Below are 25,316 nucleotides of genomic sequence, written 5' to 3'. Positions count from 1 at the left end.
GTACGGATGAATGTGGGAGGTGTTCGGATAAAGTCGATAATCAAGGGATCTAAATGATATGGAGAGCGCGCCTTAATAGCCATTACATCGTATGCCGCTTGTGCTACTCTTTTTATGAACGGCGGAGCCCTTTATGGATGGCTTCGCCGTTCACCGTTAAATAGCGGCACTTTCAATCTCTTGCGTATATCGACTGAATAAAATGTTGATTGTTCAGATTGGAGGCGTCTATGGTTCAACCGAAAACCCAAGGAAATCACCGAGCATATCCAAAGGAGTTGGCGATATATGTCGAGCGTATCCTATTGGAGGAAACCGATGCTGGGCTTGGCAAAGGGTTGAGCGTTTCGGACATAATGGCGGAGCTTAAAGCTCGTTATGGCTATGAAGTTAAGCGCGATACGGTGCAGGGCGTATTGAACGCACTTGTTGATTCTGGGTCAAAAAAGCCTTCGCTCTGCAATAATGCGGGCGCCAGTCCGATAACCGAGATGAATAGTATCGACCTCGACAACAGTTGCCTGAATCCGTTCTACACGGTGATTGCAAGTCGATTGGCTTGTAAGGGCGAGCGTCTGACGAATGTCGATGGGGAACCTGCTCCTAAAAATGCGAAGCGCCTGTACAGCATAGAGCGTCAAATTGATGGTGCGCAAATTGAGCATCTGTGCCGTCTCATTGAAGCCTCTACGGGCGTAGGTGGAGCCGACGCACTCGAGCATGCAGCTCTTCGCCTACTGTGCGGCGAAGAAAGGAGGCAGATCGAAGATCGTTTGGCTCAAGAAAATGCCCTGCTCAAAAGCGGCAGAATTGCAAATATGGAAGCAACGCTTGCAAATTTGAGGTTATTGGAAAAGGCCATTAGCCAAAGGCGGAAAGTCCGCTTTCGAACTTCTGACAAGGGACGATTGCATAGTCATACGCCATATCATCTATGCATGCACGATGGCTACTACTACCTGTTTGTGGGTCACAAGGGTGCCGCGAGGTCTTTTGACGCAATTCGGGTTGATAATCTGTGGGATTTAACCATTGCTGGACCAGTGGACGATGCAAAAGGTCGTTTTGAGGCGATGGCCGAAGAGGCAAAAAGGTTTTCTCGTGCTGGCGTGAACAGGATGTTTAGTGACGACATCGTTACGGTTCGCGTAAGGTGTCATAACCAAGCAAAGGAGAAGTATCTTTTAGCTGAATTTGCCGGAAACGATGGGTTTCGGCGCGAGACGCAGGACGGGCATCCAAATCCAGAGTATTCGTTTATGGCGTCGTATGATGGCATGAAAACATGGGCAATGAAGTGGCTCGATGTGTTTGAGATACTTCAACCAAAGAAATTGCGCGATGACGTTGTGGACATCATTGGACATAAATGTATCTATGTGAGTGCGAGGACTGATTCAAATGACACCTGCTGAGAAAAAGCAAGCAATTGGCGATGCGTTGGATTACTGGTATTTGCTTGATTTTTTGAGCCAAGGCGACCAACCAGAAGATAAAGAGGACCCGCCTAGGCCCAGAAAAGGAATGCTCGATGACTGCTTTGCTCCAAAGGGGCGGGATGGTCAGGATTTCCAGTCGCCTTTTGAAGAAGCGAGAGAGCGTGCAAATAGTGTCACAAACGGCGAAAACTGGCCGATCTCAACAATTTATTGTCACCTGGGCTCTGTTCCACGCGAAGCGGTCATGACGTATCTTGCGAATAAACCGGGGAATGAAATCGAAAAAGAGGACGAGTGCATGACGGTTGCGCTATTAGGTATGAGTCCTGATGGCCAATTTGTCAGCTTTGAGTTGTCCTCCTTATTTTGGTGGTTGAAGAGGAACGTCGGGAATAGCCTAAATGCCATCGGTAGCTTTGATAAAGAGCAGGATGAAATCCGCAATAAAATCAACGAAAAACTCGATGGAACAAAGCTGACATATGGTGTCATTGGGGGCATTGTCGATAGTTACGTCCGACCAATGATTGAGGGGATTGCCAGTTGCCTTCCCAATGGTGACGGGGCCGAACGCATCGGCGAGTGGTGTTCAAGGCTGCTTGTTGAATATAGGGCAATGAAGCCAAAGGACAATGGGGACGATGCGTGCCCAGTGTTCGACCAATCGCTCTGTCACTCTTTTTTCGCAAAAGACATTTCCCGGATAAATGAGCAGTACAAGTTAGGGTCATTCGACGATTTAGATAAGGGGCCATTGTCTCTTGTTTCCGCTTACCTCGAAGGTGGATTGAGGGATGAATCTGCCTGCGGAGTGATTGATCTTTTGGGTGGCGAAGACAATGACGATTTGACCGCCCGTGCAGATTTCTTTTCTGAGGTGTTGGGAGCCGGCACTACACCTATCGGTCGCTGGCCGAGTAAATACTCCTTGAGTTTGATGCAACAAGTGGCAGTAAATCTCGCGGTTGGTCGTGGCAGTTCGACACGCAAATACCCCGCAAACGACGTTATGTCGGTAAACGGTCCTCCGGGCACGGGAAAAACAACCCTGCTCAAGGATATCGTTGCGGCTAATGTTGTCGAAAAGGCCCGCCTGCTGTGTGGATATGACAAGCCTGATGACGCTTTCGAAGAGGTAGAACTTAGCAAAGATTATCTCAAATATGCTGAGAATCCATATCGCTTCAAAAAGGGCAGAACCGGAGATGCGATTAATGGTCTCAGCATTTTGGTCTGCTCGACAAACAATGCAGCAGTTGAGAATATCGCCAAAGAGCTTCCTGATGGGAAAGCCTTTTTGGAGGGGATTGACGAATCTGAGAAAAAAGAGTTTCTAGAGTCAGATTTGTCCAACATTGTTTGGGGAAAGACAAGCGAGCAGAAAACGGTAGAAGACCTCTATTTTTCTTCGGCGCTCGTAGACAATGAGGGCAACCTTCGAGACCCCGGGCATCCCGGACTTATGATTGCGGCGTGTCTCGGAAACCGAAGGAATATTAATAGTTTTAGGAATTGTGAATTAGCTTCGCTGCAGTTTAAAGCCCAGGTAGGAAAGGGCAAGCGGTTTTCTAAGGCGAAGAAGCTGTTTCTCGCTCAATACAAAAAGGTATCCGATCGATTTAACAGAATGGAGGAGCAAGCCGCCAGGGAACGCGAGCTTCTGAAGCTTCAAGCGCAGTTGTCCCAATTGAATTATGAGTGTCAGGAGGACGAGCGAAAGATAGTTGAAGAGCTGACAATCGAAACGGTGTGCCTGCCTCATTCTTTTGAAGGCGGTGTCGTAGGCGATGTCCGGAAATATCTCGATGACATTGCGAAGGATACCGCTGATTATGAGGTGATAAGGAATAGGCTTGAAACGGAATTGCGCGATGCGGAAGAAAAGGCCAGTGGGCTGCTCGGATGGATCTATAGGGGTCGCTTGTCCGATGGCCTCGAGAAGCTCGATTCCTTTATGCAGCAAACCAAGTCGGAGCAGAAACTTGTTGAGCTGCGTACGGGATTTGAGGGCAAATACAAAGAATTAGAGAATGAAAAGAAGAAACTAGTCTCTTTACAGGTGAAGATTAAGGGGTTAGAGGACGTAGTCAAGGGCACTAAATCTGTCGAGACGATTGACGAGCGTTTTGTCGAGTCTATCTCAAAGGGGGATAACGAAAGCCGAAAGAGCGCTCATCTATATAATCCATCCGATGAAGATGAACTAAAAAAGGAGCGTAACCTGCTATTTCTGTACGCGCTGCAGGTGACACGCGAGTTCATTCTCGAATCAAAATGCATGTGGAACAACATTACGTTTCTACGAACATACTGGGGAGCTAAAGACAAAGGCGCCGATTCTGGCAAAAAGGAGTTGATAGAGTTCACGCAAGCCGACAGACGGAAGATGGCCCCTGCGCTTTTTCAGGCACTCGGTTTGCTTACCCCAGTGATTTCTTCCACATTTGCGTCGATTGGCCGCATGTTTGAGGACATTCAGATTGGGAAAGACCCTTTATTTGGCCTGCTGATAATAGATGAGGCTGGACAGGCGGTGCCGTATGCTGCTCTGGGTGCCCTTGCTCGCAGTCGACGCGCAATGATTGTTGGAGACCCTTCTCAGATTGAGCCCGTTATCACGGGGGATGTTAAGGAGCTCCGCGCTACCCTTGGTAAAAAAGTATTACTACCGTTTAAGGGAGACGTGGCTTCGGTTCAACGACTTGCCGATGCCGTTAACCCCTATGGCCACCTGCGCAGCAACGGCGAAGATGATCAATGGATTGGCTGTCCGCTTGTGGTTCATCGCCGCTGCATATCGCCTATGTTCGATATCTCGAACGAGATCTCGTATCAGGGCTCCATGCTTAACGAGACGGCTAATCCAAAAAAGGATTTCGCTGACAGCTTTTATCTAAAGTCCTCACAGTGGATCAATGTTGCGGGATTTGAACGTGGTAATCGCGACCACTATGTTGATGCTCAGGGCGACAGAGTGTACGAAATCGTCAAGGACGCTTTTAGGAAAACGGCGGCTGCGACCAAGAAAAAAGCTGACGGGTCGGGTGAGCTTGAAGAGCGTGCTATTCCGAGCCTCTATATCATTTCTCCGTTTAAAACTGTTGTCAGCGGGCTTAAGAATAGGCTATTAGAAGAGACGCCTGAAGGAATAGCAGAGTGCGCTTGGCGTGCATTTGCAAAGTTTAATATTGGTACGGTTCATACGTTCCAAGGCAAAGAAGCTCACCAGGTGATATTTGTCTTAGGGTGTGATACAAGGCGCAGCTGTGAGGGTGCGATCAAGTTTGTAAACCCAAATATCGTGAATGTTGCGGCAAGCCGAGCAAAGTATCGCCTTTACGTAATTGCTGACTATGCAGCGTGGAAGATTAACGAGAACGTTGCAACGATGAAGCGCATTCTCGATACGGCATGGGTTAAGCATTGGGAAAAATACCAGACAACTGGAGCTATTGAGGAGCTCAATGCAGCGAAAGATATGCTGCCGCGAGGAGAATCTCTTCCACGGGAGGCAGCTGACGCGGACGAGGAACATGTCAATGAAGATGATTGGTGTCCTGATGTAAGCACCGATTCCTATTTGGACAATGTGAGCGAAGCGTTCAAAAGCTTTAATTTGGATGTAGAAGACTGTCGAATCATAGGCTTCTCTTCGCGCGAAGCCCTTCAAAGCGCGTTCGCTGATTGCGCGTGCGACCAAAATGGCAAAAATAGGGTGCTTGAGAATATCGAGCAGGGACTTCTTCTGTGCAAGATATTTGGCATTGGCAGTGTTGGTACCGATAGCGATTCAGATTGCGCATTTTGCCTGCTAATGTTCTGCCGTGCGGCAGAGAGATACTTGCGTTTGAAATTGCTGCCGACCTTGAAGACCATTGCTCCCGATTATGTTGTTGCAAGAAAGCCGCTCAAGGAGCTTGAGAGCCTTAACCTCGGTCAATATAAAAGGTTAATTGAAAAAAAGAGTGAGCAACTGGCATTTTCTGTTCAAGTCGAAAATGCTGAACTGACGCAGGCCTCAAAGGGGGACTGGTGGAGGATGCTCGGCGAAACGTTGGATAAATTCACTAAATTTCGCAATAGCGCCTGTCACACCGATCGAGAAGAGATGATTAGCGCGGGCGAGGTCTGGCTGGCGCTTCGATGTCTTTTCATTGCTTTTCAGCTTGATGAACACGGCCATAAGAGTGTGGAAATCATGCGAGAGGGCGTTGTCTACGAAGCGGCTTTTGCGGGGGCCGAACGTTTGCCGGCCTGTTACTCAATGGATCAGGCGGAAGCTAAGGGCTACGCCTCGATTTCGAAAATACTGAGAGAGGGCGGCTCAGGGATTGGGTCTGTAAAAGCTAACAAAATGTTGATGGAACAAGGATATCTGCGACTTTACGATGAGGGCGAAGAGGCTCTACGACAATGCAAGGTTCCGTCCGATAAAGGCTTTGAGCTGGGCGCAATCATTGTGTGCGGAGAAAAGAACGGCGACGTATTCTACTACGCTCAGTATCCCCTGGCGAAAGCCAAGGAGATATGCGATCTCATTGAATCTGAGTCGTGATTTGGCCAAGGCTAAGTGCGCTTTATGGTTTAACCCGCAATCTAACGCTATATAGCGGTAGATTGCGGGTTGCTTTTTATCTCTTTTCACTATTCTGCAGGTGTCAGTTGTTCGAAGGGAGATTCAAAGATGCTTGAGTCCAATTGTATTTATATTTGCGACGAGTCGAATGAGGCGGATCTCACGTGCACGCTGTTGCAGATGAAGCAGTTGGTTGACGAGGCCATTGATCTTGCCTATGAGTTCGAGGTCTCCTCTGTTGCTTACAAGGGAGTTGTTGACGACTTGTTGGCCACGTGGGAGTCGTTGTGCTACTGCAATGCCGCCGTCCACGAGCTTATTCAATCTGTTCTGCTTGATCGTAATGAGACCCTGCGATTTGATGAATTGCAAATGCGTAGTGATGAAGTATCCGAGCGGCCAATATGTCGATAACAACATTTGTTTGTCTCTGAGGGCAACAGTCTCGTTCAATCCCTCGAAGACAGTGCTTTTCTTACATTAGCTTGCGATCGCAGCCTTCTTTGAAAGGAAAATCATGAACACTTCTATCCAAATTGCGTCCAGTGTCGTTGAGCCTGCACCCCGCACCAGCAAAGGTGAGGTCGTCAAGCTCGTGCAGGGCGCGCTACTCATTGCCATCGCCGCGATTGCCGTTGCCGGTATCGCCTCTGTCGCCGCTCCGTTTTGTGTCTGGAAGGGCGAGGTCGCGCTGTTCTTGAACGATTCGTTCCATACCAACTGCTCCGTTTCTGAGATCGCGGAGTACGCGTCAGCGGCGCCCGGGTCCGATTGGGCGTCGCTGCTCGTGGCAGCGCTCGTCGCGGCGTACCCTGCCTACCATGCCGTCTGGCGCGTTCGCGAGGGACTTGGGCTCAGCTGCGAGGCGTCGGTTTTCAGCAAGCGCGTGTCGCGCCTTCTTGCTGCGGTGAGCGCCTGCCTGCTGCTGGCGATGCTGTTCATGGGCTATGGAACGAGTTGGCTCATCAACGGCAGCGCGATGGGTGACCAGAGCCTTGTTGAGTCGGGGCACAATGTATGGGTTGTTTCCATCATGATCATGCTGGGCTGCGCCCTGATGTGCCTGTTCAAGTGGTTTCTCGCCAAGGGCCCCGGGCGCAATTTCGGCAGCGGCTTCGCTATCGAGCTTGTCCGCCTCGCCGATGTCCTGCTGAAGCGCGCGAGCTCGAACCTGGTCCTGTGCTATGTGGCCGAACTGCTTGCCTGCCTGCTGGCGCTGGCCTTCGCAGCCGTGGCCTATGTCGTCGTGAGCGTAGCCATCGCGCTTGCGTTCGCAGCCGTGGCCTTGGTTGTGTGCCTTGCCGGGATTCCCATTATCCTTGCTGTCTCGTGGCGTAGGTAGCGGGGGGTGTTCCCGATTGCCCGCGGCGTCTGCGACCCGGTACTGCTCCGTGGTCGACGACTCGGTGTGGCTTCACTGCGATTCGTCCGTAAATGACCGCGGGGCGATCATGCGAGTTCTTGTCATAGCGTGAGAAAAACTTGCAGATTGGCGCGAGGGCGACAACTTTCCGCGCGAGCGCGGTTTCGATATCGCTTGTTAATGTGTCCGCACGGCAGCATAAGCTAACAAACCAATATGAGTGATTGGAGACAAAATGTATCCGGACTATGAGTGCAACAACAATCCCATGGGCATTACGGATGAGGATGGTCCGTTCTTGGTCATGGAGGCGGAGCTGTTTTACAACGATGAGCTGAACGATGAGTTCAAGAAGAGCAGGGCGCGCTATAACTATTCTTGCGCAAGTGCTGCTACGGCACTTTTTTACTGCAAATCGCTTGCAGACAAGGACGACAATCCTTGGTATGTAAGCTGGGAAAAGGCGGTCGAGCAGTATCCGCTGGAGAAGCGCGAGAGCGCAATGATGCTCTATTGGGTTGAGCCGACCGATCCGTTAACGGCCCTCGATGCCCGCTACCCCCAATACGACCTTGAGCCATATGTAAGTAAGGCCATCCGCGTCGCCAGTTCATATTTGGTGGAACTCGACGATAGTGCGTATTCGATTGATCAGTTGGATGTTGAGGATGTCGACAACTTGCTTACTGCTGCCTGGTTTTTGATCCAGAAACTCCAGGAGGGCGGTTGCATGCATGACCCAGATGCCCTGGATAAGATTGAAGACGCTACGTATGACGCCTATACAGCGGTCAGGAAATTGATTGAGGACGAAGAAGCGGCCAGGGCCAGTTCGAAGTCTGATGAGAATCTCTAGCCGCTGCATTGAACGACGCGCCTGATCGGTAGGCTGTCGGAAAAGACCGGACAGCCTACTGACCCTAGTCGCTACATCGTTTCCTTGCTCGCGGCGTAATGTTCCGCCTGCTTAAGGACGTCCTCGTAGGCGCGCTGTTTTGCTTCGTACTCTTGGGCATAGCGCTCCTGTTCCGCTTGCCCGGGAACAGGCACGGTCATGCCTCGGGGCTCTTTGGGAGATAACTGTGCAAGCGAGTCTCCGTGCGAGGTGTCCCTGATGCGTGTCGCCCTTGCAGTGATCGACGTTGAAGAGCGTGAGGCATTGGAGTGCGATCTTAAGAAGCTACTCGCTTCGTGCGAGTAGTCGCGGACTGCTTCTCGTTCCTTTCTTTCTTTTCTCAGGCGGCATGGATGCCGCCACCTCAACCGCCCTGCGTGAGTTATGTCCGCATGGGGTGGTATTCAACACATGCAACAACTAAATCGGAGGTTTGACCATGGCTACGTGGGAACTGAACTGTCAATCGAATCCGTCGTCTGCGGACGACAAGGAGCTCGCTCCCTATCTCGCACGCCAAAAGGCGATGCGCGAGTTTTTTGAGCGCGCGCTGTTTGTCCCCAAGGATCAGGACAACAACGGCCTGTACTTTTTGGGTGCCACGACGGGCTCGGGCAAAAACTACACCGCCGAGCAGGTCACGGCCGACCTGATTGCCGGCGGCTGGGATGAGTCGGGCTGTTTTAACAAATGCCCCGGTCGCCGCACCTTGGTGTTTGTAGTTCCGGGTAAGGACAACCGAGACAACTACATTGCAAGCGTGCGTGAATTGCTGGTCGATCAGGGCATGGATTCCAAAGATGCGGAGCACATGGTGTTCGATCTTCCGCGCGCGGGCGAGAACATCAAAAACTGGATCGATACCGCGTTTGATAAGGGCAGCATAAGGCCGCGCGATATTTCCTGCCCCTTTGGGGCGAAGGACGAGGCTGTTCATCGCGACATTACGCACGCGTGGAACAGCGCAATGGAGATCGCCGATGATCTTTTGGGCATTTTGGACAAGAAAGATCGTCTGGGGAGTGTTGCCGATCGCCTGACTCCTGGGCTGTGGGACAAGCTGGCGTTGGCAGACGCGAGCTTGCGCCGAGCGGTGAGTCGTGGGCGCCAGAGCATCACGCGTGGCTTTGAGGAGATCCCCCGGATTTGGCCCTCCGCATTGCTCAACGATGAGCGCACGCCACATGTGATTGCGTGCACGCCGCAAAAGCTCGTCAACAGGATCGACACGGTGACGGGCGCGGGTGTGGTGTTCTTTAACGCAACGGTTGCCAACGAGTACCTGTTTATCTTTGACGAGATTGATCATGCGAAGGCCGATATGCTGTCGATGCTGGCGGCGGACCATATGAAATTCCAGCCCGATGAGATGCTGCGCATCCTTGACCGTCATTTTAACGGTGGCGTGGTGGATCCTCTGCTGCTGGGAAATCGAGACCAGTGGATGGCGGTCTATACACATGCCTCGACCGCGGGCGAGCACGAGGGGTCAAACGCGGCAACGGGTAGGGTTTCGCGAACGAGCGTGGACGAAGCTGCCGAAGAGATTGCCAAGAACGCGCGACGTATTCAAAAGATGATCGCTGCGTGCATCCAAGATATGGAGCTGCAGCAGCCTTTTGCCCTGTCTGACGAGGCGAAAGAAGAACAGCTCGCTGGTCGGCGTCTGTTTGGTAGCGACGATATCTCGGTGGGTGATGGCCTGTCGAAGCCTCTGCGCTATGAGCTCGATGCTCGCCGCAACCGCAACATGATTACATCCCATGCTGCAGATGAGCAGCGGACCGTCAACAAGGCGGTGCGACGTGCGCGCGGTCTCGTCAGGATGGTGGTGGGCCATCTTGCCCGCTGCGCCACGCTTATGGACAAGCTGTACTACGGCAGCATTTCGTACAAGGACGATCTTTCGCGCAAGAACATCATCGATGCCCTGGGCATTAGGAACGACCAGACCAACGAGAAATACTTCTGGAATTCGTTGATGCTGGCGCTGTTCTTTAAGGACCGCAAGAACGATGAAATCGATGCCGTTGACGACTCGATGTATGCGCGTGGTGTTGACTACCTGGTGATGGAAACCACCATCGACCATATGTTTACCACGTACCTGACTAATCACGGCATTGAGCGCATGCCCGAGGCGTATCTGGCATCCATTGCCGCCAAGGCTCCCTGTGTGTGCATGAGCGCCACCTGGAATGCACCGACTATTAAGAACTTTGACCTGGATTACCTGGACGAAGTGCATGGCGTGGTTCGTAAAGATGCCTGGATTGGCGAGCTCAACCAGGAGATCGTGCGGCAGACCAGGCTGTTCAACAAGCAGGCGGCAACGATGTACGCCGTCGACGTCGTTTGGGTTGACGAGTCCAAGAAGCTTGCCGGCATGGCGGCCGTGGCCGGCGGCGCCTATGGCGGCGGTATCGTGTCGCCCGACGAGGTGTACGAGCATGTGATGGGATTCTTTGACCAGATTGGCGTGAGCGAAGGGCTTGCGGCGTGCCTGCGCCGAAAGATTGCCGACAGGGTGACCACGAGCGATGCCGAAAGCATCGAGTTTGAACTAAAGCGTCTGAGCAAGACGCTCGTTGCCGTGAGCGCCTGGGCGCGTGGCGTGGCGCGCAGTGAGCAGCAGGCGGGAGCCATCTTTACGACACGACACATGGGAAACCATGGCGACTTTAATAGTTTGGCGCTGGATCTTGCCCGCGAAATCGTTGCCGAACTGGTGATTAGGAACGTTAAGCATCCCGAGGCTTCGTACGAGAAGTCGCTCGAGGAGGCAAAGGATATGGTGCCGTGCTTTAACGCTGCGGGATGGGAGGAAGGTTGGCGCGGCGCTCAGGAACGTCTGAAGGACGGAGAGCCGACCCTGATGTTTATCAACCTTGCCGCTGGTGGCTTTTCCAAGAACCTTAAATACGAGGTGCCGGAGAGCCTGCGCAACACGGTGCGCCAGGTCGATTGTGGTTTTGGCAACGATGGGCGACATCCCAAGATGGACCTCGATTTTCTGTACGTGGAGTCGCCCACGAGCCGCTTGGCTTGGGGAGTCGATATGAGCTCAAAGAAGTTTGACCAGCAGGCGCTGCTTGGCGTGGTCGAACAGGAGGAGCTCGTGACGCGCGGTGAGATTCCGTTTATCCAGAAGCGCCATCGTGTGCGCACGGTACTGGCGGGCGCCGGCGGAAAACTGCCGGTGCGCGACACCCTCTCGTACCAGGTCGAAGGCGCTCGCATCGTGGCGCAGGCGGTGGGCCGCTTGATGCGTACGAGCGTAAAGATGCTCCATGTGCAGGTAATGCTCGATCGCGAAATCGCCGCCGATTGCGATTTTTCGTTCTTGCACGATTTGCCGATGGGCTACGAGCTGGAGCAGGTGGTTGGCGCCTGTGCGGCCGTCAACAATCACATGGCGGACAAGAAGCAGCACGCTGCCAGTAAGCAGCAGAACCTTGCTGCCTTTAGGAACAACCTGGCGAAAGAGAAGCACGAAAAGCTGGCGTGGAAGGTTGCCTCGCTCGATGCGCGCGAGGAAGATCTGGCCGCTTTCGATGACGAGCGCAATTTTTATCTGCATCATTTTTGCCTGCCGTGGGAGGAGCTTGCGAGCTATCCTGCACGCAAAAGCACCGCACTGCACATGCCGTTTGCCGCGAGTGGCTATGCGTATGCGCAGGGCGGAGCGTGTAAGGTGCCGCATTTTGAATTTCCCAGCTACGATGGCGAGCCTGTTGAGCAGATTGCCGCTCGCCTGGAGGAATGTTGCCGCTACGACAAGGGATTAAAGGGCGCGACGGTTCGTCAGATAAGCCAAGCGGCGGCGCGCGTACCCGAGCTGCTTTCGATTCGCGAGGTGCGCGAGCGCTGGTCACGCGACGGGGTGCCCGCGACGCTGCAGCCGGCGGCGACGGCACATATGACACCCTATATGTTTCAGGCGGTATACCTGGGAGAACTGGGAGAGTCTGCCGGCAGGGCCATCTTCGAGGCGTATTACGACGGTCGCTATTCGCTTACTCGTGGCGATGCAGCCCATGCCGAGACGGGCGGCGATTTTGAGGTGCTCGATGCCGCTGGCAACAAGACCGGCGTGTGGATCGATTTTAAGCACTATCGCATCGGCGCCTACGAGGCCTACAGGCGCTCCGGCGGCGAGACTACGGACGCAGAGCGCTTTAAGGCAAAGGCTCAAAAAGTCGGGGCGAAGCGGCTGCTGATCGTCAATGTTTTGGCTGACGAGGCGGCGCTGGAGCTCCGCCAAAAGCCAATCGATGACGAGGGGATGGTGTTCTCCTTCCCCTATATGGCAACTGATGGAGCAATCAACCTGGAGATGATGGAGACGATCGGCCGTGCAATCGAAGCATAACCAGCCGTGTGGTCTGGGAGACATCGCTGTGTCCGAGCTCGTATTGCAGCTCGATGCCGCGGCTGCCGAGAAGCGCTACTCGGTCTTTTGGTGCAACGTCGGCGATGCGGACAAGCATGCCGTGGCAAACTTTATGGCCGATGTGTGCCAGACAGGTAAGGTCGTCGCGCTTACGCAGCTCGAGGACAACCGCGTCTTTCTGATGGTCAAGGCGGGCGCGCAGACGGGTGACCTGAGCGCTTCGCTCGACCATGAGCAAATGGTTCCGATTAAAACTCATTGGAACGAGCTGGATGATTACATCGCATTGCGTCTGCTGTTCAACTCGTGCTCGCAATTTGAGGGGATCGAGGACGAGATTCCCAATGATACGGGGCACTTGTATGTTGTAAGCGCCAAGGGTGCTCGCCGCGACGCCATTGAGGAAGCTGGAACGGGCCCTGCCAAGATTGAGACGGTCGAGACCGTTATCAACGAGGATTGCACCTTCGAACTTAAGATCCGAACGTTTACCAAGCGACGGGTGCTCATCGGTCGTGCGGCAGGCGACAAGAAGGAGCTCGAGAAGATTAACAGCCAGGTTGGTTACAGGCTGTCGCCCGTGGCTTCGGTGGTGCTGGCTCACGGACAACGTGACGAGTACATCCTGCGCCGCGCCAAGGGCGATAAGCCGTCCAAGCGCCGTGATCTTACGTTTTCGGCCCAAGCGGAAAAGGTCGCCTATACCAAGAAGGGCATCCTGTACCGAGAGCTGCAGATCCTCGAGCGCCGGTACGGCGACTTTGCCCGGGTGTCGCTCAGGGAGTATCCGCGCAAGAGCTTCTACGAGGTTTTGAAAAGCGAGCGATATGCCCGCGTGGTTGCGGAGCGCGCGGTGGGACAGCGGGTTGTGGTGTCGTTTGCGCACAAAGGGCTTGCTGGGGTGGCGCGCCAGTTGGTCGATCGACTCAACGATTCCTCGTGGGGCGTGTGCGCGTCGTATGGCGGGAAGGATGTGGATCCGCTGGCGTGGAATATCGTCATGGTGCCCAACGAGGTCGCCGAGAACGATGGCTATGCCCTGCACGCTGGCGTGGTTGAGCAGCATGTGACGCCGGACGTGTGCGAGCCGCTGTTTAAGGCGGCGTCGAATGCAAAGGTGTGCGGCGCACAGGAGGGAATCCTGGGCGCCATGCTCAAAGAGCTGTTGGTTAAGCAGGATGTTGCCGACGGCCGGGTGAAGGCGTTTGACCTTGGCTCTTTTGGCGTTGGGTCGGTGACGGTCTGTGGCGTGGTCAATGTCCCGCGCAAGGAGAAGGATAAGGTTGAGCTGGATGAACGCCTCGCAACGCTAACGATTGGTGTCGACGGGACCATGGACTACACCTCGCATCCCATCGAGGACGGTCCTGTGGACGAGATGGAGCTTGAACTGCTGACGTCGGACGGCAAACTCGACAAGGATGCCTACATCTTTGACGTGCGGGCAGGCGAACGATCTATGTTGGCACGCGTGCGGGACACGGGCTTGACGACCTTCTCCAACACTTTTGTGACCTTGGTGCGCGATTACCAGCTTACGGGTAAGGCGGGTCGTAAGAAGGAGTTTTTCGAGAGCTACAACTCGCCCTATTACGGTATTGGAACGTTCGAACGTGCAGGGTTGACCTGCTACTTTGTGGGCGTCAACAACGGCACCAAGGAGGATCTGGCAACGTCGATTCATGTGCGCTCGGTCGAGGTGCTCGAAGGCGACGATCTGTCCGAGCTGCTGGTTCAGCTGGTCAATGAGGGGCTTTCGCGCCACGGGGCTCCTTCCAGGTGGCCGATTCCGGTGAAGTATCTCAACGAATATGCCGCGCGTGAGGGCGCGGCGGGGGAGTGTGGTATTTGCTCGTGAGGAAACAGATTAGTTATATGTGCTAGAAAACTAAAATTGTTCTTGCAACATACAAGCGGAGCGCATATACTGCAGTCATAGCGTATGAGATGGGGTCTCTAAAAGAGGCCAAGCACAGCAATTTGAGTTTATGTAGACGGGACTTGAGCATGAACACCAGCAGTTTCTCCTTTAACAACGATAATAGTGGTTACATTAATCTCGAGACTATCTTTGGTTGCACTGTCGGTTCTCGCGCAGAGAACGGGATTGTATTTCTAGATGAAGAGAAGCCATGCGGCGAAGAACTCGAGTATTTAGATGAGATTGAGCGCGAGCGGAACTATGAGTTTGGTTTTTGCGGAGATCAGTTTCATCACGATTCAATTCGCTCAATTTAATTACCCCGTTATCACCTCTTTTTAATGGGGCAAGTCAGATCGACTATCTGTGGCAAACAACGGCTCACCGTGGGAAGGAATCGGCAATGAGCAAGAACATGAACAAGGACATGAACGGCAAGGCTTTGGGTAAGGCCAAGGCGGCTGGACGCGTGGCGACAGTTGCTGCGGCGACGATTGCCATGACGGGCGGCTCGCTGCTGTCGCCCCTGGCCGCGGCGGCGCAGGGTGCGGATGGCATTGGCGCTGCGGGCGCAACGGCTGCGGTGATGTCGCCGCTGACGAGCGCTGCGGCCGCCGGTGCTGGCGCGGGTGCTGTGTCTGCGGCGCAAAAGGTCGCCGACCTGCAGGCTGCAGTTGATGCGGCGCGTGCCAAAGCTGCTGCTGCCAAGGCCGATCTGGAAGCGGCTGCTGCTCCCTACGATGCTGCTGCCGCCAACCAGCAGCGGGCGCAGGGCGTCTATGACGCGGCCCGCGGTGCAAGTGATAGCGCGGTTTCCGCTGCCTCGGCCGGGCTGGAAAAGCAGCTGGGCGCTGCGCAGGACAAGGCCGATTTGGATGTCAAGACGCTTGAGGACGCTCAGGCTGCGCTCGATGCCGCCAAGAAGAACCTGACGGACAAGGACGAAGCCCTGGTTGCCGCGCAGAAGGCGGCCGCCAATGCCCAGTCTGCGCTTGAGACCGCACAGGCTGCTGCATCCGACGCCACGCCCGAGGCCGTAGCCGCCGCTCAGGCGGCCGCAGAGCAGGCTGCGAGTGATTTGGAGCAGGCAAAGCAGCAGGCCGCTGATGCGCAAGCCAAACTCTCGGATGCCCGGGCGGCTGCCGATGCCGCCGCTGCCAAGCAGCGGGAAACGCAGGTCAAGCTTTCGGCAGCTCAGCAGGCAAAGACCGCGGCAGATGCGGACGTGGACGCCGCACAGGCGAGCTATGACGCGGCCAAGGCCGATCTGGATCGAGCCGAGCAGGGCGCTGCGGGCCCGGAGTACGAGGACGCCAAGGCAAAGGTGACTGCTGCGTCCGAGGCGCTGACGGCCGCCAAGGCCACGCAGGCGCAGCGCGAGGGCGAGCTTGCCGCCGCCGAGCAAGAGGCGACTGCCGTCGAGGGCGAGGTGCAGACTGCCCAGCAGGCAGTTGCCAATCAGCAGCAGGTTGCCACCGATGCCCAGACCAAGCTGGATGACGCGGCTGCCGCCAAGACGGCAGCCGATGCCGCCCTTGACCAGGCCAAGGCCGATCATGCCTCCGCGCTTACGGAGTTGGCCGACGCCCAGGTCAAGCTCTCGGCAGCCAAGGACGAGAAAGACGCTGCAGACAAGGCGCTCAATCAGGCGAAGGCCCAAAAGCAGCAGGCCGATCAGGCTGTGGCTCAGGCCCAGGCCAAGCTCGATGCCGCTCAGGCAACGGCGAACGCGTCGGCGGAGAATTACCGTCAGGGTGCTATCGCGTTCTTTAAAAGTGTGGGCGCCAACGATGCGGCGAATATCATCCTCAACTGCAAACTCGCTAACTACAACAAGGTGGGCGAGGAGGTCGACGCGACAAGCCTGACCAATATGAAGCAGGCGGTCGTGTGGCTCAAAGCGTGCAACGAGTATCGCGCAAGCGTTGGCCTAGGCGAGCTCAAGGTGACGTATGCCATGATGGCGACTGCCATTGCCGATGCGAACTTCTCGGATACGAAAGTCGCGCACGCTCAGCAGTTTAACGTGGGCGAGAATGTGGCGTGGAACTACGGAAGCAATCCGTTTAAGCAGTGGGTCGATCAGGAGAAGGCCATCTTTGATGCTGCCGCCGCCTCGCTGGGCGCATCGGGCCTTACGGGAAAGGCCGCTTACGATTTCTATACGGCGCATAGCTCCCAGATTGATAACTACGCCGCACTGCACGGTGGATCAAGCCCCTCGGTCGGCCATTACATCAACGTGATCAACCCCGATTACACCGTGACGGGCATGGGCGTTTGCACGCGAGGGACGCTGTACGGGAGTACACAGGCGCAGACATTTGTATATTCTGGTCAATGGTACAAGCCGTATAACCTCAATCCGATGACGGTTGCAGAGTATGAGGCTGCGTTGAACGCGTGGTGTGACGCTCTGGCAAATCCCGAGCAGGGCGTGGACGCGGTACGCAAGGAGCTTGCTGCGGCGCAGGGCGTTGCCGAGGATGCGGGCAACAAGGTGAATGTTGCATCGCAGGCCGTTGCGGCAAAGCAGGCCCAGGTTGAGCGTGCTGCCGCTGACGTCGATACTGCGGCTGCCAAGGCCTCTGATGCCCAGGCTGCTGTGGAGCAGAAACAAGCTGTAGCTGATGCCGCCGCGCGTGCCGTGAGCGATGCCCGCGCCGATTTGAGCGCTGCCAACGCCGTTGTTGCGGCGGCACAGGATGCCGTGGCTGCCAAGTCTGGCGAGCTCGACATTGCCAAGGGCAAGGCGGCTGCTGCCAAACGCGCGCTGGACGCCGCTCGTACCGGTGTTGACGAAAAGCAGGATGCACTTGCCGCGGCCCAGGATGAGCTGGCGGCATACTCAGCCGATATCGCCGCTGCTCAGCGTGCGTTTGATGCGGCATCGTCTGCACTCGAAGACGCTCGTGCCAATCAGCGCGTGGCGGAGGCCGAACTTCTTGCCGCCCAAGGCGATGCCGATCAGGCAGGCATCGATGCTGCTGCCACTCAGGCGGAGCTCGATATGGCCCAGCAGGCTGCGAGCGATGCCGACGCCGTCGTGGCAACGGCTCAGGCAAAATCTGATGCAGCTGCCGGGCGTGCCTCTCAGCTTAAGAATGCCGCTGCGGCACTTGCCAGGGCCACAGAGGGCAAAGCCACTGCCGATGTCGCGCTCGATGCTGCGGAGGTGGCCGTGAGCGATGCCGAGTACGACGTGGTGGAGGCTGGCGATGCCGTGGCGAATGCAACTGCCGCCCGCGATGCCTCTGCCGCCGCGGTTGCCCGCCTGCGCAGCGTCAATCTTGCCGAAGCCATCGTCAATGGCAGCGCTGACGATGCGGACGAGGCGCTCAACGCCAAGATCGCTGCGGCCCACGATGCCGCCGAGCGTGCCGCGACCGCCAAGGCCGAGCTCGATGCCGCCGTGGCTGCGACGGATGCCGTGGCGCCGGCATACTTGGAGGCGCTTGCAAACTACACCGCCGCCAAGGCCGAGCTCGACCAGGCTATTGCCGAGCTCAACGCCGAGATTGCTCGCCAAGAGGCCGCCGAACGCGGGAATGGCGAGCAGGCTCAGACCGCTACGCAGGTGACGTACCAGGCCAAACATGCGGTGGCAACAACCGAGATTGCGACGCAGCAGACGGCGATGCCTGCCACGGGCGATGCGTTCGACCTGCTGGGCGAGACCTTCGTTATCGGCGGCACGGTCCTGGTAGCCGCCGGTGTCTTCCTGTCCGATAAACGCCGCCAGCTGATTCGTTAGGGACAGAAGGGACTGCGGGCCATTTTCGGCGCGTACCGTGGGGGGTGATGAGGCTCCATGCGGCGCGCGCTGCCTTGTTCTTTAAGAGCGATTAAGGAGGGACATATGCAAATTAGGGGAGAGGCCGCGATCGTCTGTGGATTCATGGCGGGCCTGGCAACGGGGCTGCTGTTCGATGGATGTTTCGACAGCTATATCAATCGGTTCTGCGATTCTGGTTTTTCGAGAGGCAAGCCTTGGAAAACAGCGTCGGCTCATCGAGAAGCGACCGCGCCCATCGAGCCCCGCAGTGTGGATACCTCAAAAATCAAGGTAATCGTCACTAAGAACGGCAAGATTTATCACCGCTCTGCTGGATGCAAGAACCTTCCTCAAAACGCCATCAGAACAAGCGTGCCTTTGGCGACCGCGCTCAAGCGAGGAAAGATCCCCTGTTCAGCATGTTGCCCGTCGGCGGTTTAGGAGATTCTTCAGGGCTGCTCTGCAAGGATATGGGTCCCTGCGGACGCGTGGGTTTAAAAACGTGTCCGCACGACATGTGACACTTAACCTGCCGTCATGCTCCGTCGCGGCGGCATGCATCTGAACAGCGACCCTCTAAGGAGTTCGATATCGATGAGTGACAACACCAAACATCTCGCAAAGAAGTGCGTCAAGGACGCGGGGCCGTGTCTCGCGCTGTGCGCAGCCGGCGCAGCGATCGCGCTGCTGGCTGTTCTGGGGCCATTCGACGTGCTCCGAAGTGCCAGTTCCCTGCACGTCATCATCGCCCTTGCCGGTGCCATGATGACCGGCGGCGTGCTCGATCTGATCTTTTGGGTGTTTGACCCGTTTGGATGGAAGAACGAGGGGTAAGCCCTAAGGGATGCAGATGCCGGGGCAGACCCGCAATTTCTGCTATCGATTTGTCCAGAGCCGCACAGCGCGGAGGTGTTGTTTGATGTCCATTTTCGTTACCGGAGACGTTCACGGTGTTGCCGAGTACGGGGCGAGCCGCTTCTCGTCGCGCGTTTGGCCATTGGGTCGTACGCTGACGCGCGATGACGTGGTGATCGTTGCCGGTGACTTTGGCTTTATATGGAGTGGCTCAAACACCGACAAATACTGGCTCGACTGGTTTGAGTCCAAGCCCTGGACCACGTGTTTTGTCGACGGTAATCACGAGAATCACCATTTGCTGGCGGGGCTGCCGATCCGAGAGTGGAACGGGGGCCTCGTTCACGAGGCTCGCCCACATGTGCTGCACCTGATGCGCGGCGAGGTGTTCGACATCGCGGGGAACACGGTGCTCGCCATGGGTGGAGCCGCGAGCCATGACAAACAGTGGCGCCGGGAGGGAAAGACGTGGTGGCCCGAGGAAATGCCGAGTGAGAGCGAGGTGGAATACTGTCGCGCCTCGCTCGATCGTGTGGGCTGGAAGGTCGACTATGTTGTGACTCACGAGGCGCCGGTCGATTTGGCAGACGAGCTGTGCATGGAGTGCAATCGCGAGTTCTACGACGATTCGCTGCAGGCCTTTTTGGGCGAGCTCGATGGGCGACTCGACTACCGCACCTGGTTCTTTGGCCATTACCATGACGATGAATGGCGCGATGAAAAGCATCGCCTTATCTACCAAGATATCGTGCGGATCGAAGCGCGATGTGCCGACGGATTCGGCGAGACGACGAGCAACTATTCCGAGCAAGAGCGTTAGGAGGTCCCCGTGATCTGGTTTACCAGCGATACTCACTTTGGACACGAGAACATGCTACGGCTTAGCGATAGGCCTTGGTCGACTGTTGCGCAGATGAACGACGCCATGGTCGCCAACATTAACAGCAAGGTTGCTGTGGACGACGAGCTCTACATTTTGGGTGACTTTAGCTTTAAGATGACGGTCAAAGAGGCCTACGAACTGCGCAAAAGCATCGTATGCAAGCGCGTCCACCTGCTGCCCGGCAACCACGACAAAGACTGGACGCAGCCTGCGGTGGCGGATGCCTTTATCGTCGAGCCGTCCATTTGCGTGCTCAAGATCGACCGCCAAAAAATCGTGCTGAGCCACTATCCCATGGCTGACTGGCAGGGCATGTCGCACGGCAGCTGGCATTTGCACGGGCATATCCACAGTTGCGGCGGCGCGTACAACAATTTCAACTGCAGGCAGGGACTGCTGCGCTATGACGTGGGTGTCGACGCCAACGGCTACGCCCCGGTGAGCCTGGGGGAGCTCAAGACGTGGTTTGCGCAGGTCGACGAGCCGACGTGTTGCGTTAAATGGCCGTGGTGGGTCAACGCCACGGGCGACGAGCAGGTCGAGCGCGATCTCGAAGCCTATAAGAGGGAAGTGATGATCCGATGACGGTCTATGTGACGGGTGATGTCCACGGTGGTCTCGACATGCAAAAGCTGCGCGACTGGGATCTTGGGGATAGCCTGACGAGCGACGACTATCTGATTGTCGCGGGCGACTTTGGCTTTCCGTGGGATTTCTCTGCCGAGGAATGCGCCGACATCGCCTGGCTGGAATCGCGTCCCTATACCGTGCTGTTCGTCGACGGCAATCACGAGCGTTTCGATTACTGGGCGGAGCGCCCCCTGGAGTTGTGGCACGGTGGACTGACGCAACGCCTGTCGGACACCTCGCCTATACGGCGCCTGACGCGCGGCGAGGTTTTTGAGCTCGGTGGGTCGACGATCTTTACCATGGGCGGCGCCACGAGTGTGGACAAGGAATACCGCATCCCGTATTCCAGCTGGTGGCCGCAGGAGCTGCCGGGCGAGCGCAACTTTGAGGAGGCGCGGGCAAAGCTCGATAGCGTGGGCTGGAAGGTCGACTACGTGATCACCCACACCTGCTCCACGCGCATGCTCTCGCCCACGCTCTATCCGGCACCTGGCTGGAATTATCCAGCTGTCGATCGGCTTACGGCATTTTTCGACGAGCTGGAAGATCGCTTGGACTACAAGCGCTGGTACTACGGGCATTTTCATCGGGATGCCAACCCGGCCGAGCGCCACACCGTGCTCTACGACTGCATCGTTCGCTTGGGCGACGAACTCCAGTCCTGGGATGTTGCGTAGAGGCGGGGTGGCTGGCTACTCGACCGTTACAGTGATGTTCTCCCGATGCGCGCGGATGACGTCCCAGCTAAAGTGCTCGACCAGCTGCTCGGCGGTACGCGGCGTGGTGTCCGGCGCGATGCCTGTTTGCCCGGCGAGCCATCCCAACAGTGCCTCGGGTGTGCCAAAGCGGGTGCGGAGCTCGCCCAGGTCCAGATCGCAATCGCGCTTGGAAAGGCGGCGGCCGTCCGGCGACATGAGCAGCGGAATGTGCGCGTAGCGCGGTGTGGGCAGTCCCAGCAGATGTTGCAGATAGATCTGGCGCGTCGTGGAACCAAGCAGGTCGCATCCGCGTACGATCTCGGTGACGCCCATGGCAGCGTCGTCGACCACCACGGCCAGCTGATAGGCAAACACGCCGTCGCTGCGGCGCACCAAAAAGTCGCCGCACTCGGTGGCGAGTGCCTCGCATTGGGCTTCGTACGTGCGGTCCACGAATTCGATCACGTCGCCGGCGAGGTCGTCGACGTCGGGCACACGCAGACGCGTGGCCGGAGCGCGCAGGATGCTGCGGCGGGCAACCTCCTCGGCAGAAAGGCCTCGGCAGGCGCCGCGGTAGATGGGCGTGCCGTCGCTCGCGTGCGGCGCGCTTGCGGTGTGGAGCTCGGCGCGCGTGCAAAAGCAGGGATAGGTGAGGCCGGCGTCTTGCAGCTGGTGCAGGGCGTCCTCGTACAAGTCCAGGCGATCGTGCTGGTAGTAGGGGCCTTCGTCCCACTCAAGCCCCAGCCAGGCTAGGTCGTCAATCAATTGGGCGGCAAGTTCCGGGCGCTTGCAGCGATCGTCCAGGTCCTCGATGCGCAACACGATGCTGCCGCCCTGGCTGCGGGCCGAAAGCCACGCGCACAGGCAGCTGAACACGTTGCCCAGGTGCATGCGGCCCGAGGGCGACGGGGCAAAGCGGCCCACGACCGGCGCGAGGGCGGGGGCGAGCTTGCTGTTGGGCGCCGTCGACATGGCCACGGCGGGTGTTGCTATGTTGCATGCGTTGATATCCATGCGGACGAGTATAGCGCGGGGTGAGGTGAGGGGGCGTCGTCGATGCTCGCGAGTTGCCGAGGCTGCGTGTTGTGCGCGGCGGGCACCGACTGAACACCTCGATTACCGCCCCAAGCTCAGCCCCTTCAACCCCTCAAACGACAGAAACCCCGGCAGCTCTTCGCAACTGCCGGGGTTTCCGCGGAAAAGGGGGACATGATCCTCAAGCGAACGGCAAAGGGGCAAACCGTTTTCGCTCAACTGCTTTATGCCCCTCGCTCGCCGGCTTAATCGGCTCACGCCGCGCCCACACAAAGCCGCTACACCTGTGACGGAGCTATGAAGTGGTATCTATGCCGGAGCGGGCTATGCCAAGGAGTGTCCCAGATTGCCGGCAGATAAGGAACGTCCCCAGGTGCCGGTCGCGGGCGTGACTTTCGTCCCGTTTAATACTCCGCTGACCTAGATGTTCGTCACATGAACCCGCAAACGTGGGACAATGACGCTACTGGTATCACAGACAAAGGATGTGCCTATGAACGCCCCCGTTGCCAAGACCTGTCGGCAGCGCTGCCCGTTTGCGCGATTTGCTTACATTTGCGCGCTCGTCGCGTGCGCGCTGCTGCTGCTACCCGCCGTTGCACGTGCCGACGGCTACTCCATGACCCAAACCTATATCGGTGCCACGGTCGAGGCCGATGGATCGCTGACCGTTGTCGAGGGACGCCAGTTTGATTTCGACGACGACATCAACGGCGTGTTTTGGGAGATCAATACGGGCACCAACCAGCAGGGCGGCACGGCGGGCGTTGACGTGCTGAGTGTCGAGGAAGAGGACACCGCGTTTAACAAAGTCGATAGCGCGAACAAGGGCGATTCTGGCGTCTACACGGTCGAGCAGGCCGGTGACGGCGTAAGGATTAAGGTGTTCAGCCCCCACGAGAGCGGCGACAGCGCAATCTACTACGTGAGTTATTCCATGACCGGTGCGGTTATGAACTGGGCCGATACCGCCGAGCTTTACTGGAAATTTGTGGGTGACGGCTGGTCGGCGGATTCCGATGACGTCGAGATGGAAGTGTATTTCGCAAATGCCGCTGCCGGGACGGCTGCCGTCAAGGGCGATAACTTCCGCGCATGGGGCCACGGTCCGCTGACGGGCGACGTGTCGCTCGATGAGGACGAGCCCATGGTCACCTATACCATTCCCTGCGTGCATCAGGGCGAATTCGCCGAGGCACGCATCGCCTTCCCCAGCGACTGGGTGCCGCAGCTTGCCGCCTCGGGCGAAGAGCGCATGTCAACGATCCTGAGCGAAGAGAAGGAATGGGCCGACGAAGCTAACGCCCGCCGTGAGCACGCGCGTGCGGTTGCCAGCGCGATTGCCGTGGTGTGTGTTGTCGTGGCGGTTGCCTATACCGGTGTGATCGTGATGCTTAAGCTGCGCAGGCCCAAGCCCAAGCCGCTCTTCCAGGACGAGTACTTCCGCGATGTGCCCTCGGCCGACCATCCCGCGGTGCTTGCAGCTCTCATGAGCTGGAACGACGTGCCCGATCAGGCATATATCGCCACGCTTATGAAGCTCACCGACGACCGCGTGATCAAGCTGGAAGAAGCGACCGAGACCAAGAAGAAGGGTCTGCTCCGTCGCGAAAAAGAGGAGCAGACGTATCGCATCACAGTGACCGACGAGGCCTGGAAGGCTGCCAAGAAGGACGGCATCGATCGCGATGTGCTCAAGGTCTTCTTCGCCGGCGTTAAGCCCGATAAAGACGGCGTCCGTTCACGCACGTTTAGCGAGCTGGAGGAGTATGCCAGCGAGCGTACTGAATCTGTTGGCGACAAGCTCGAGGACTATCAGAGCACGGTTAAGGGCAAGCTGGAGACGCGCGAGCTTATCGCCTCGGACGGCACCATCGCCCTGGTTGCCGGCTTGGTTCTCGGCATCATCATCGTCTTTGGCATTCTGGGCTCTCTGATCTATACCGACTTTGCGGATGCCAATGTCGGCGCCGCTATGATCTCGATCCCCGTCACGATCGTGGGCTTTGTTCTGAGCTGCACCTTCCGTCGCTACACGCCGGAGGGCGCCGAGGTGGCGGCTCGCTGCAAGGCGCTCAAGCATTGGCTCGAGGACTTTACGCGCCTGAAGGAGGCCATTCCCAGCGACCTGATCTTGTGGAACAATCTGCTGGTGATGGGCGTTGCTCTGGGCGTTTCGAAAGAAGTGCTGCGACAGCTGGCCGAAGCCGTGCCTGCGGACCTGCGCAACAGCGACGATTTCTACGACAACTACCCCTGCTACTGGTGGTATTACCATCACTACGGCAACGAGTCCCCACTCGATTCGTTCAACGATGTGTACCACGAGACCATCCGCGAGCTGGCTTCGAGCTCCGACAGCTCGAGCGGCGGCAGCGGCGGCGGCTTCTCTGGCGGCGGCGGTGGCGGCGTCGGCGGAGGCGGCGGCGGAACGTTCTAGCGAGCGCTTGCTTTGGGGTGGATCTTTCTGGGCGGTTGCCAGGGAAGATTCATCCCATTTTTGGGCATCGAAACGGGCCAAACTTTCCGCTGCGGACCTTCGTGCAAGGGGCAGTGGACAAAAAATGCCAAATATGAGTACTGCTGCCTAGATTGTCACATTTGTTTGTACTAAAAAATGGGCTCCTAATGAGAGTACTTCTCGTTAGGAGTCCATTTTATTGAACATTTGGGGAGCTACGTCAGCTCATGCAGCTGGTCGTCATGCCTACAAGCGTCAAAAATGTCCCAAATCGCTGCTACTAAAAAGGTAACAGTACTCATATTTGATGTTTTTTGACCAGGGCTATCTACAAACCCCCTAGGCCACTCATTGGGGACAGACTTAAATTGAACTGCATCCCATTTCTTGGA

The 25,316-nt window shown here is 56.7% G+C and carries 16 protein-coding genes; 14 read left to right on the top strand and 2 right to left on the bottom strand.

The window, feature by feature from the left end:
* Positions 1–230: 230 nt before the first annotated feature.
* The 5 genes from DWZ15_RS09430 (at position 231) to DWZ15_RS09410 (ending at position 8,234) form a co-directional block, all read left to right on the top strand.
* A complete protein-coding gene (locus DWZ15_RS09430; protein WP_118450639.1) occupies positions 231–1,415 on the top strand; it encodes a WYL domain-containing protein in 1,185 nt (394 codons plus the stop codon).
* Complete coding sequence (locus tag DWZ15_RS09425; protein ID WP_118450637.1) at positions 1,402–5,994, top strand: ATP-binding protein; 4,593 nt, start codon at positions 1,402–1,404, stop codon at positions 5,992–5,994. The genes DWZ15_RS09430 and DWZ15_RS09425 overlap by 14 nt, the downstream gene beginning before the upstream one ends.
* Positions 5,995–6,123: 129 nt before the next feature.
* On the top strand, positions 6,124–6,429 hold the full coding sequence (locus DWZ15_RS09420) for a hypothetical protein (RefSeq protein ID WP_118450635.1): 306 nt from the start codon (positions 6,124–6,126) through the stop codon (positions 6,427–6,429).
* Between the two features lie 103 nt (positions 6,430–6,532).
* Complete coding sequence (locus DWZ15_RS09415; RefSeq protein ID WP_118450633.1) at positions 6,533–7,357, top strand: hypothetical protein; 825 nt, start codon at positions 6,533–6,535, stop codon at positions 7,355–7,357.
* A gap of 256 nt (positions 7,358–7,613) precedes the next feature.
* Complete coding sequence (locus DWZ15_RS09410) at positions 7,614–8,234, top strand: hypothetical protein (protein WP_118450631.1); 621 nt, start codon at positions 7,614–7,616, stop codon at positions 8,232–8,234.
* A 71-nt stretch (positions 8,235–8,305) separates the two neighbouring features.
* Here the strand turns inward: DWZ15_RS09410 and DWZ15_RS10840 are convergent, their stop codons facing one another.
* Positions 8,306–8,434 (bottom strand): hypothetical protein, encoded by a 129-nt coding sequence (locus DWZ15_RS10840; RefSeq protein ID WP_255413747.1) that lies wholly within the window; start codon positions 8,432–8,434, stop codon positions 8,306–8,308.
* Positions 8,435–8,712: 278 nt separating this feature from the next.
* Between DWZ15_RS10840 and DWZ15_RS09405 the strand changes: the two genes are divergently transcribed.
* From DWZ15_RS09405 to DWZ15_RS09365, 8 genes are all read left to right on the top strand, one after another.
* Positions 8,713–12,645, top strand: a complete 3,933-nt coding sequence (locus DWZ15_RS09405; protein WP_118450629.1) for a hypothetical protein — start codon at positions 8,713–8,715, stop codon at positions 12,643–12,645.
* 28 nt (positions 12,646–12,673) lie between these two features.
* The gene (locus DWZ15_RS09400; RefSeq protein WP_118450627.1) at positions 12,674–14,524 is read left to right on the top strand and encodes a hypothetical protein; all 1,851 of its coding nucleotides are present in this window, start codon (positions 12,674–12,676) and stop codon (positions 14,522–14,524) included.
* A 466-nt stretch (positions 14,525–14,990) separates the two neighbouring features.
* The gene (locus DWZ15_RS09390; RefSeq protein ID WP_118450623.1) at positions 14,991–18,341 is read left to right on the top strand and encodes a CAP domain-containing protein; all 3,351 of its coding nucleotides are present in this window, start codon (positions 14,991–14,993) and stop codon (positions 18,339–18,341) included.
* 105 nt (positions 18,342–18,446) lie between these two features.
* On the top strand, positions 18,447–18,803 hold the full coding sequence (locus tag DWZ15_RS09385) for a hypothetical protein (RefSeq protein WP_118450621.1): 357 nt from the start codon (positions 18,447–18,449) through the stop codon (positions 18,801–18,803).
* 153 nt (positions 18,804–18,956) lie between these two features.
* Entirely contained in the window at positions 18,957–19,196 is a 240-nt protein-coding gene (locus tag DWZ15_RS09380; RefSeq protein ID WP_117635619.1) for a hypothetical protein, read from the top strand.
* A gap of 85 nt (positions 19,197–19,281) precedes the next feature.
* Positions 19,282–20,037, top strand: a complete 756-nt coding sequence (locus tag DWZ15_RS09375; RefSeq protein WP_118450619.1) for a metallophosphoesterase — start codon at positions 19,282–19,284, stop codon at positions 20,035–20,037.
* Positions 20,038–20,046: 9 nt separating this feature from the next.
* The gene (locus tag DWZ15_RS09370) at positions 20,047–20,685 is read left to right on the top strand and encodes a metallophosphoesterase (RefSeq protein WP_118450617.1); all 639 of its coding nucleotides are present in this window, start codon (positions 20,047–20,049) and stop codon (positions 20,683–20,685) included.
* The gene (locus tag DWZ15_RS09365; RefSeq protein WP_117757634.1) at positions 20,682–21,407 is read left to right on the top strand and encodes a metallophosphoesterase; all 726 of its coding nucleotides are present in this window, start codon (positions 20,682–20,684) and stop codon (positions 21,405–21,407) included. The genes DWZ15_RS09370 and DWZ15_RS09365 overlap by 4 nt, the downstream gene beginning before the upstream one ends.
* Positions 21,408–21,422: 15 nt before the next feature.
* Here DWZ15_RS09365 and gluQRS read toward each other — a convergent pair whose 3' ends face one another.
* Positions 21,423–22,400 (bottom strand): tRNA glutamyl-Q(34) synthetase GluQRS, encoded by a 978-nt coding sequence (gluQRS, locus tag DWZ15_RS09360; protein WP_117757658.1) that lies wholly within the window; start codon positions 22,398–22,400, stop codon positions 21,423–21,425.
* Positions 22,401–22,956: 556 nt separating this feature from the next.
* On the opposite strand from gluQRS, the gene DWZ15_RS10505 reads away from it, so the two are divergent.
* Complete coding sequence (locus DWZ15_RS10505; protein ID WP_158572523.1) at positions 22,957–24,903, top strand: DUF2207 domain-containing protein; 1,947 nt, start codon at positions 22,957–22,959, stop codon at positions 24,901–24,903.
* Positions 24,904–25,316 lie beyond the last annotated feature (413 nt).

The sequence above is a fragment of the Collinsella sp. AF29-7AC genome (assembly GCF_003475665.1).
GTDB lineage: Bacteria > Actinomycetota > Coriobacteriia > Coriobacteriales > Coriobacteriaceae > Collinsella.
Note: the sequence above shows the minus strand (reverse complement) of the source record. Positions and strands in the feature narration are given on the sequence as shown.

Coding starts and splice junctions, on each gene's coding strand:
- DWZ15_RS09430 (WP_118450639.1), top strand. CDS start 231: ATGGTTCAACCGAAAACCCAAGGAAATCACCGAGCATATCCAAAGGAG.
- DWZ15_RS09425 (WP_118450637.1), top strand. CDS start 1,402: ATGACACCTGCTGAGAAAAAGCAAGCAATTGGCGATGCGTTGGATTAC.
- DWZ15_RS09420 (WP_118450635.1), top strand. CDS start 6,124: ATGCTTGAGTCCAATTGTATTTATATTTGCGACGAGTCGAATGAGGCG.
- DWZ15_RS09415 (WP_118450633.1), top strand. CDS start 6,533: ATGAACACTTCTATCCAAATTGCGTCCAGTGTCGTTGAGCCTGCACCC.
- DWZ15_RS09410 (WP_118450631.1), top strand. CDS start 7,614: ATGTATCCGGACTATGAGTGCAACAACAATCCCATGGGCATTACGGAT.
- DWZ15_RS10840 (WP_255413747.1), bottom strand. CDS start 8,434: ATGACCGTGCCTGTTCCCGGGCAAGCGGAACAGGAGCGCTATGCCCAA.
- DWZ15_RS09405 (WP_118450629.1), top strand. CDS start 8,713: ATGGCTACGTGGGAACTGAACTGTCAATCGAATCCGTCGTCTGCGGAC.
- DWZ15_RS09390 (WP_118450623.1), top strand. CDS start 14,991: ATGAGCAAGAACATGAACAAGGACATGAACGGCAAGGCTTTGGGTAAG.
- DWZ15_RS09385 (WP_118450621.1), top strand. CDS start 18,447: ATGCAAATTAGGGGAGAGGCCGCGATCGTCTGTGGATTCATGGCGGGC.
- DWZ15_RS09380 (WP_117635619.1), top strand. CDS start 18,957: ATGAGTGACAACACCAAACATCTCGCAAAGAAGTGCGTCAAGGACGCG.
- DWZ15_RS09375 (WP_118450619.1), top strand. CDS start 19,282: ATGTCCATTTTCGTTACCGGAGACGTTCACGGTGTTGCCGAGTACGGG.
- DWZ15_RS09365 (WP_117757634.1), top strand. CDS start 20,682: ATGACGGTCTATGTGACGGGTGATGTCCACGGTGGTCTCGACATGCAA.
- gluQRS (WP_117757658.1), bottom strand. CDS start 22,400: ATGTCGACGGCGCCCAACAGCAAGCTCGCCCCCGCCCTCGCGCCGGTC.
- DWZ15_RS10505 (WP_158572523.1), top strand. CDS start 22,957: ATGAACGCCCCCGTTGCCAAGACCTGTCGGCAGCGCTGCCCGTTTGCG.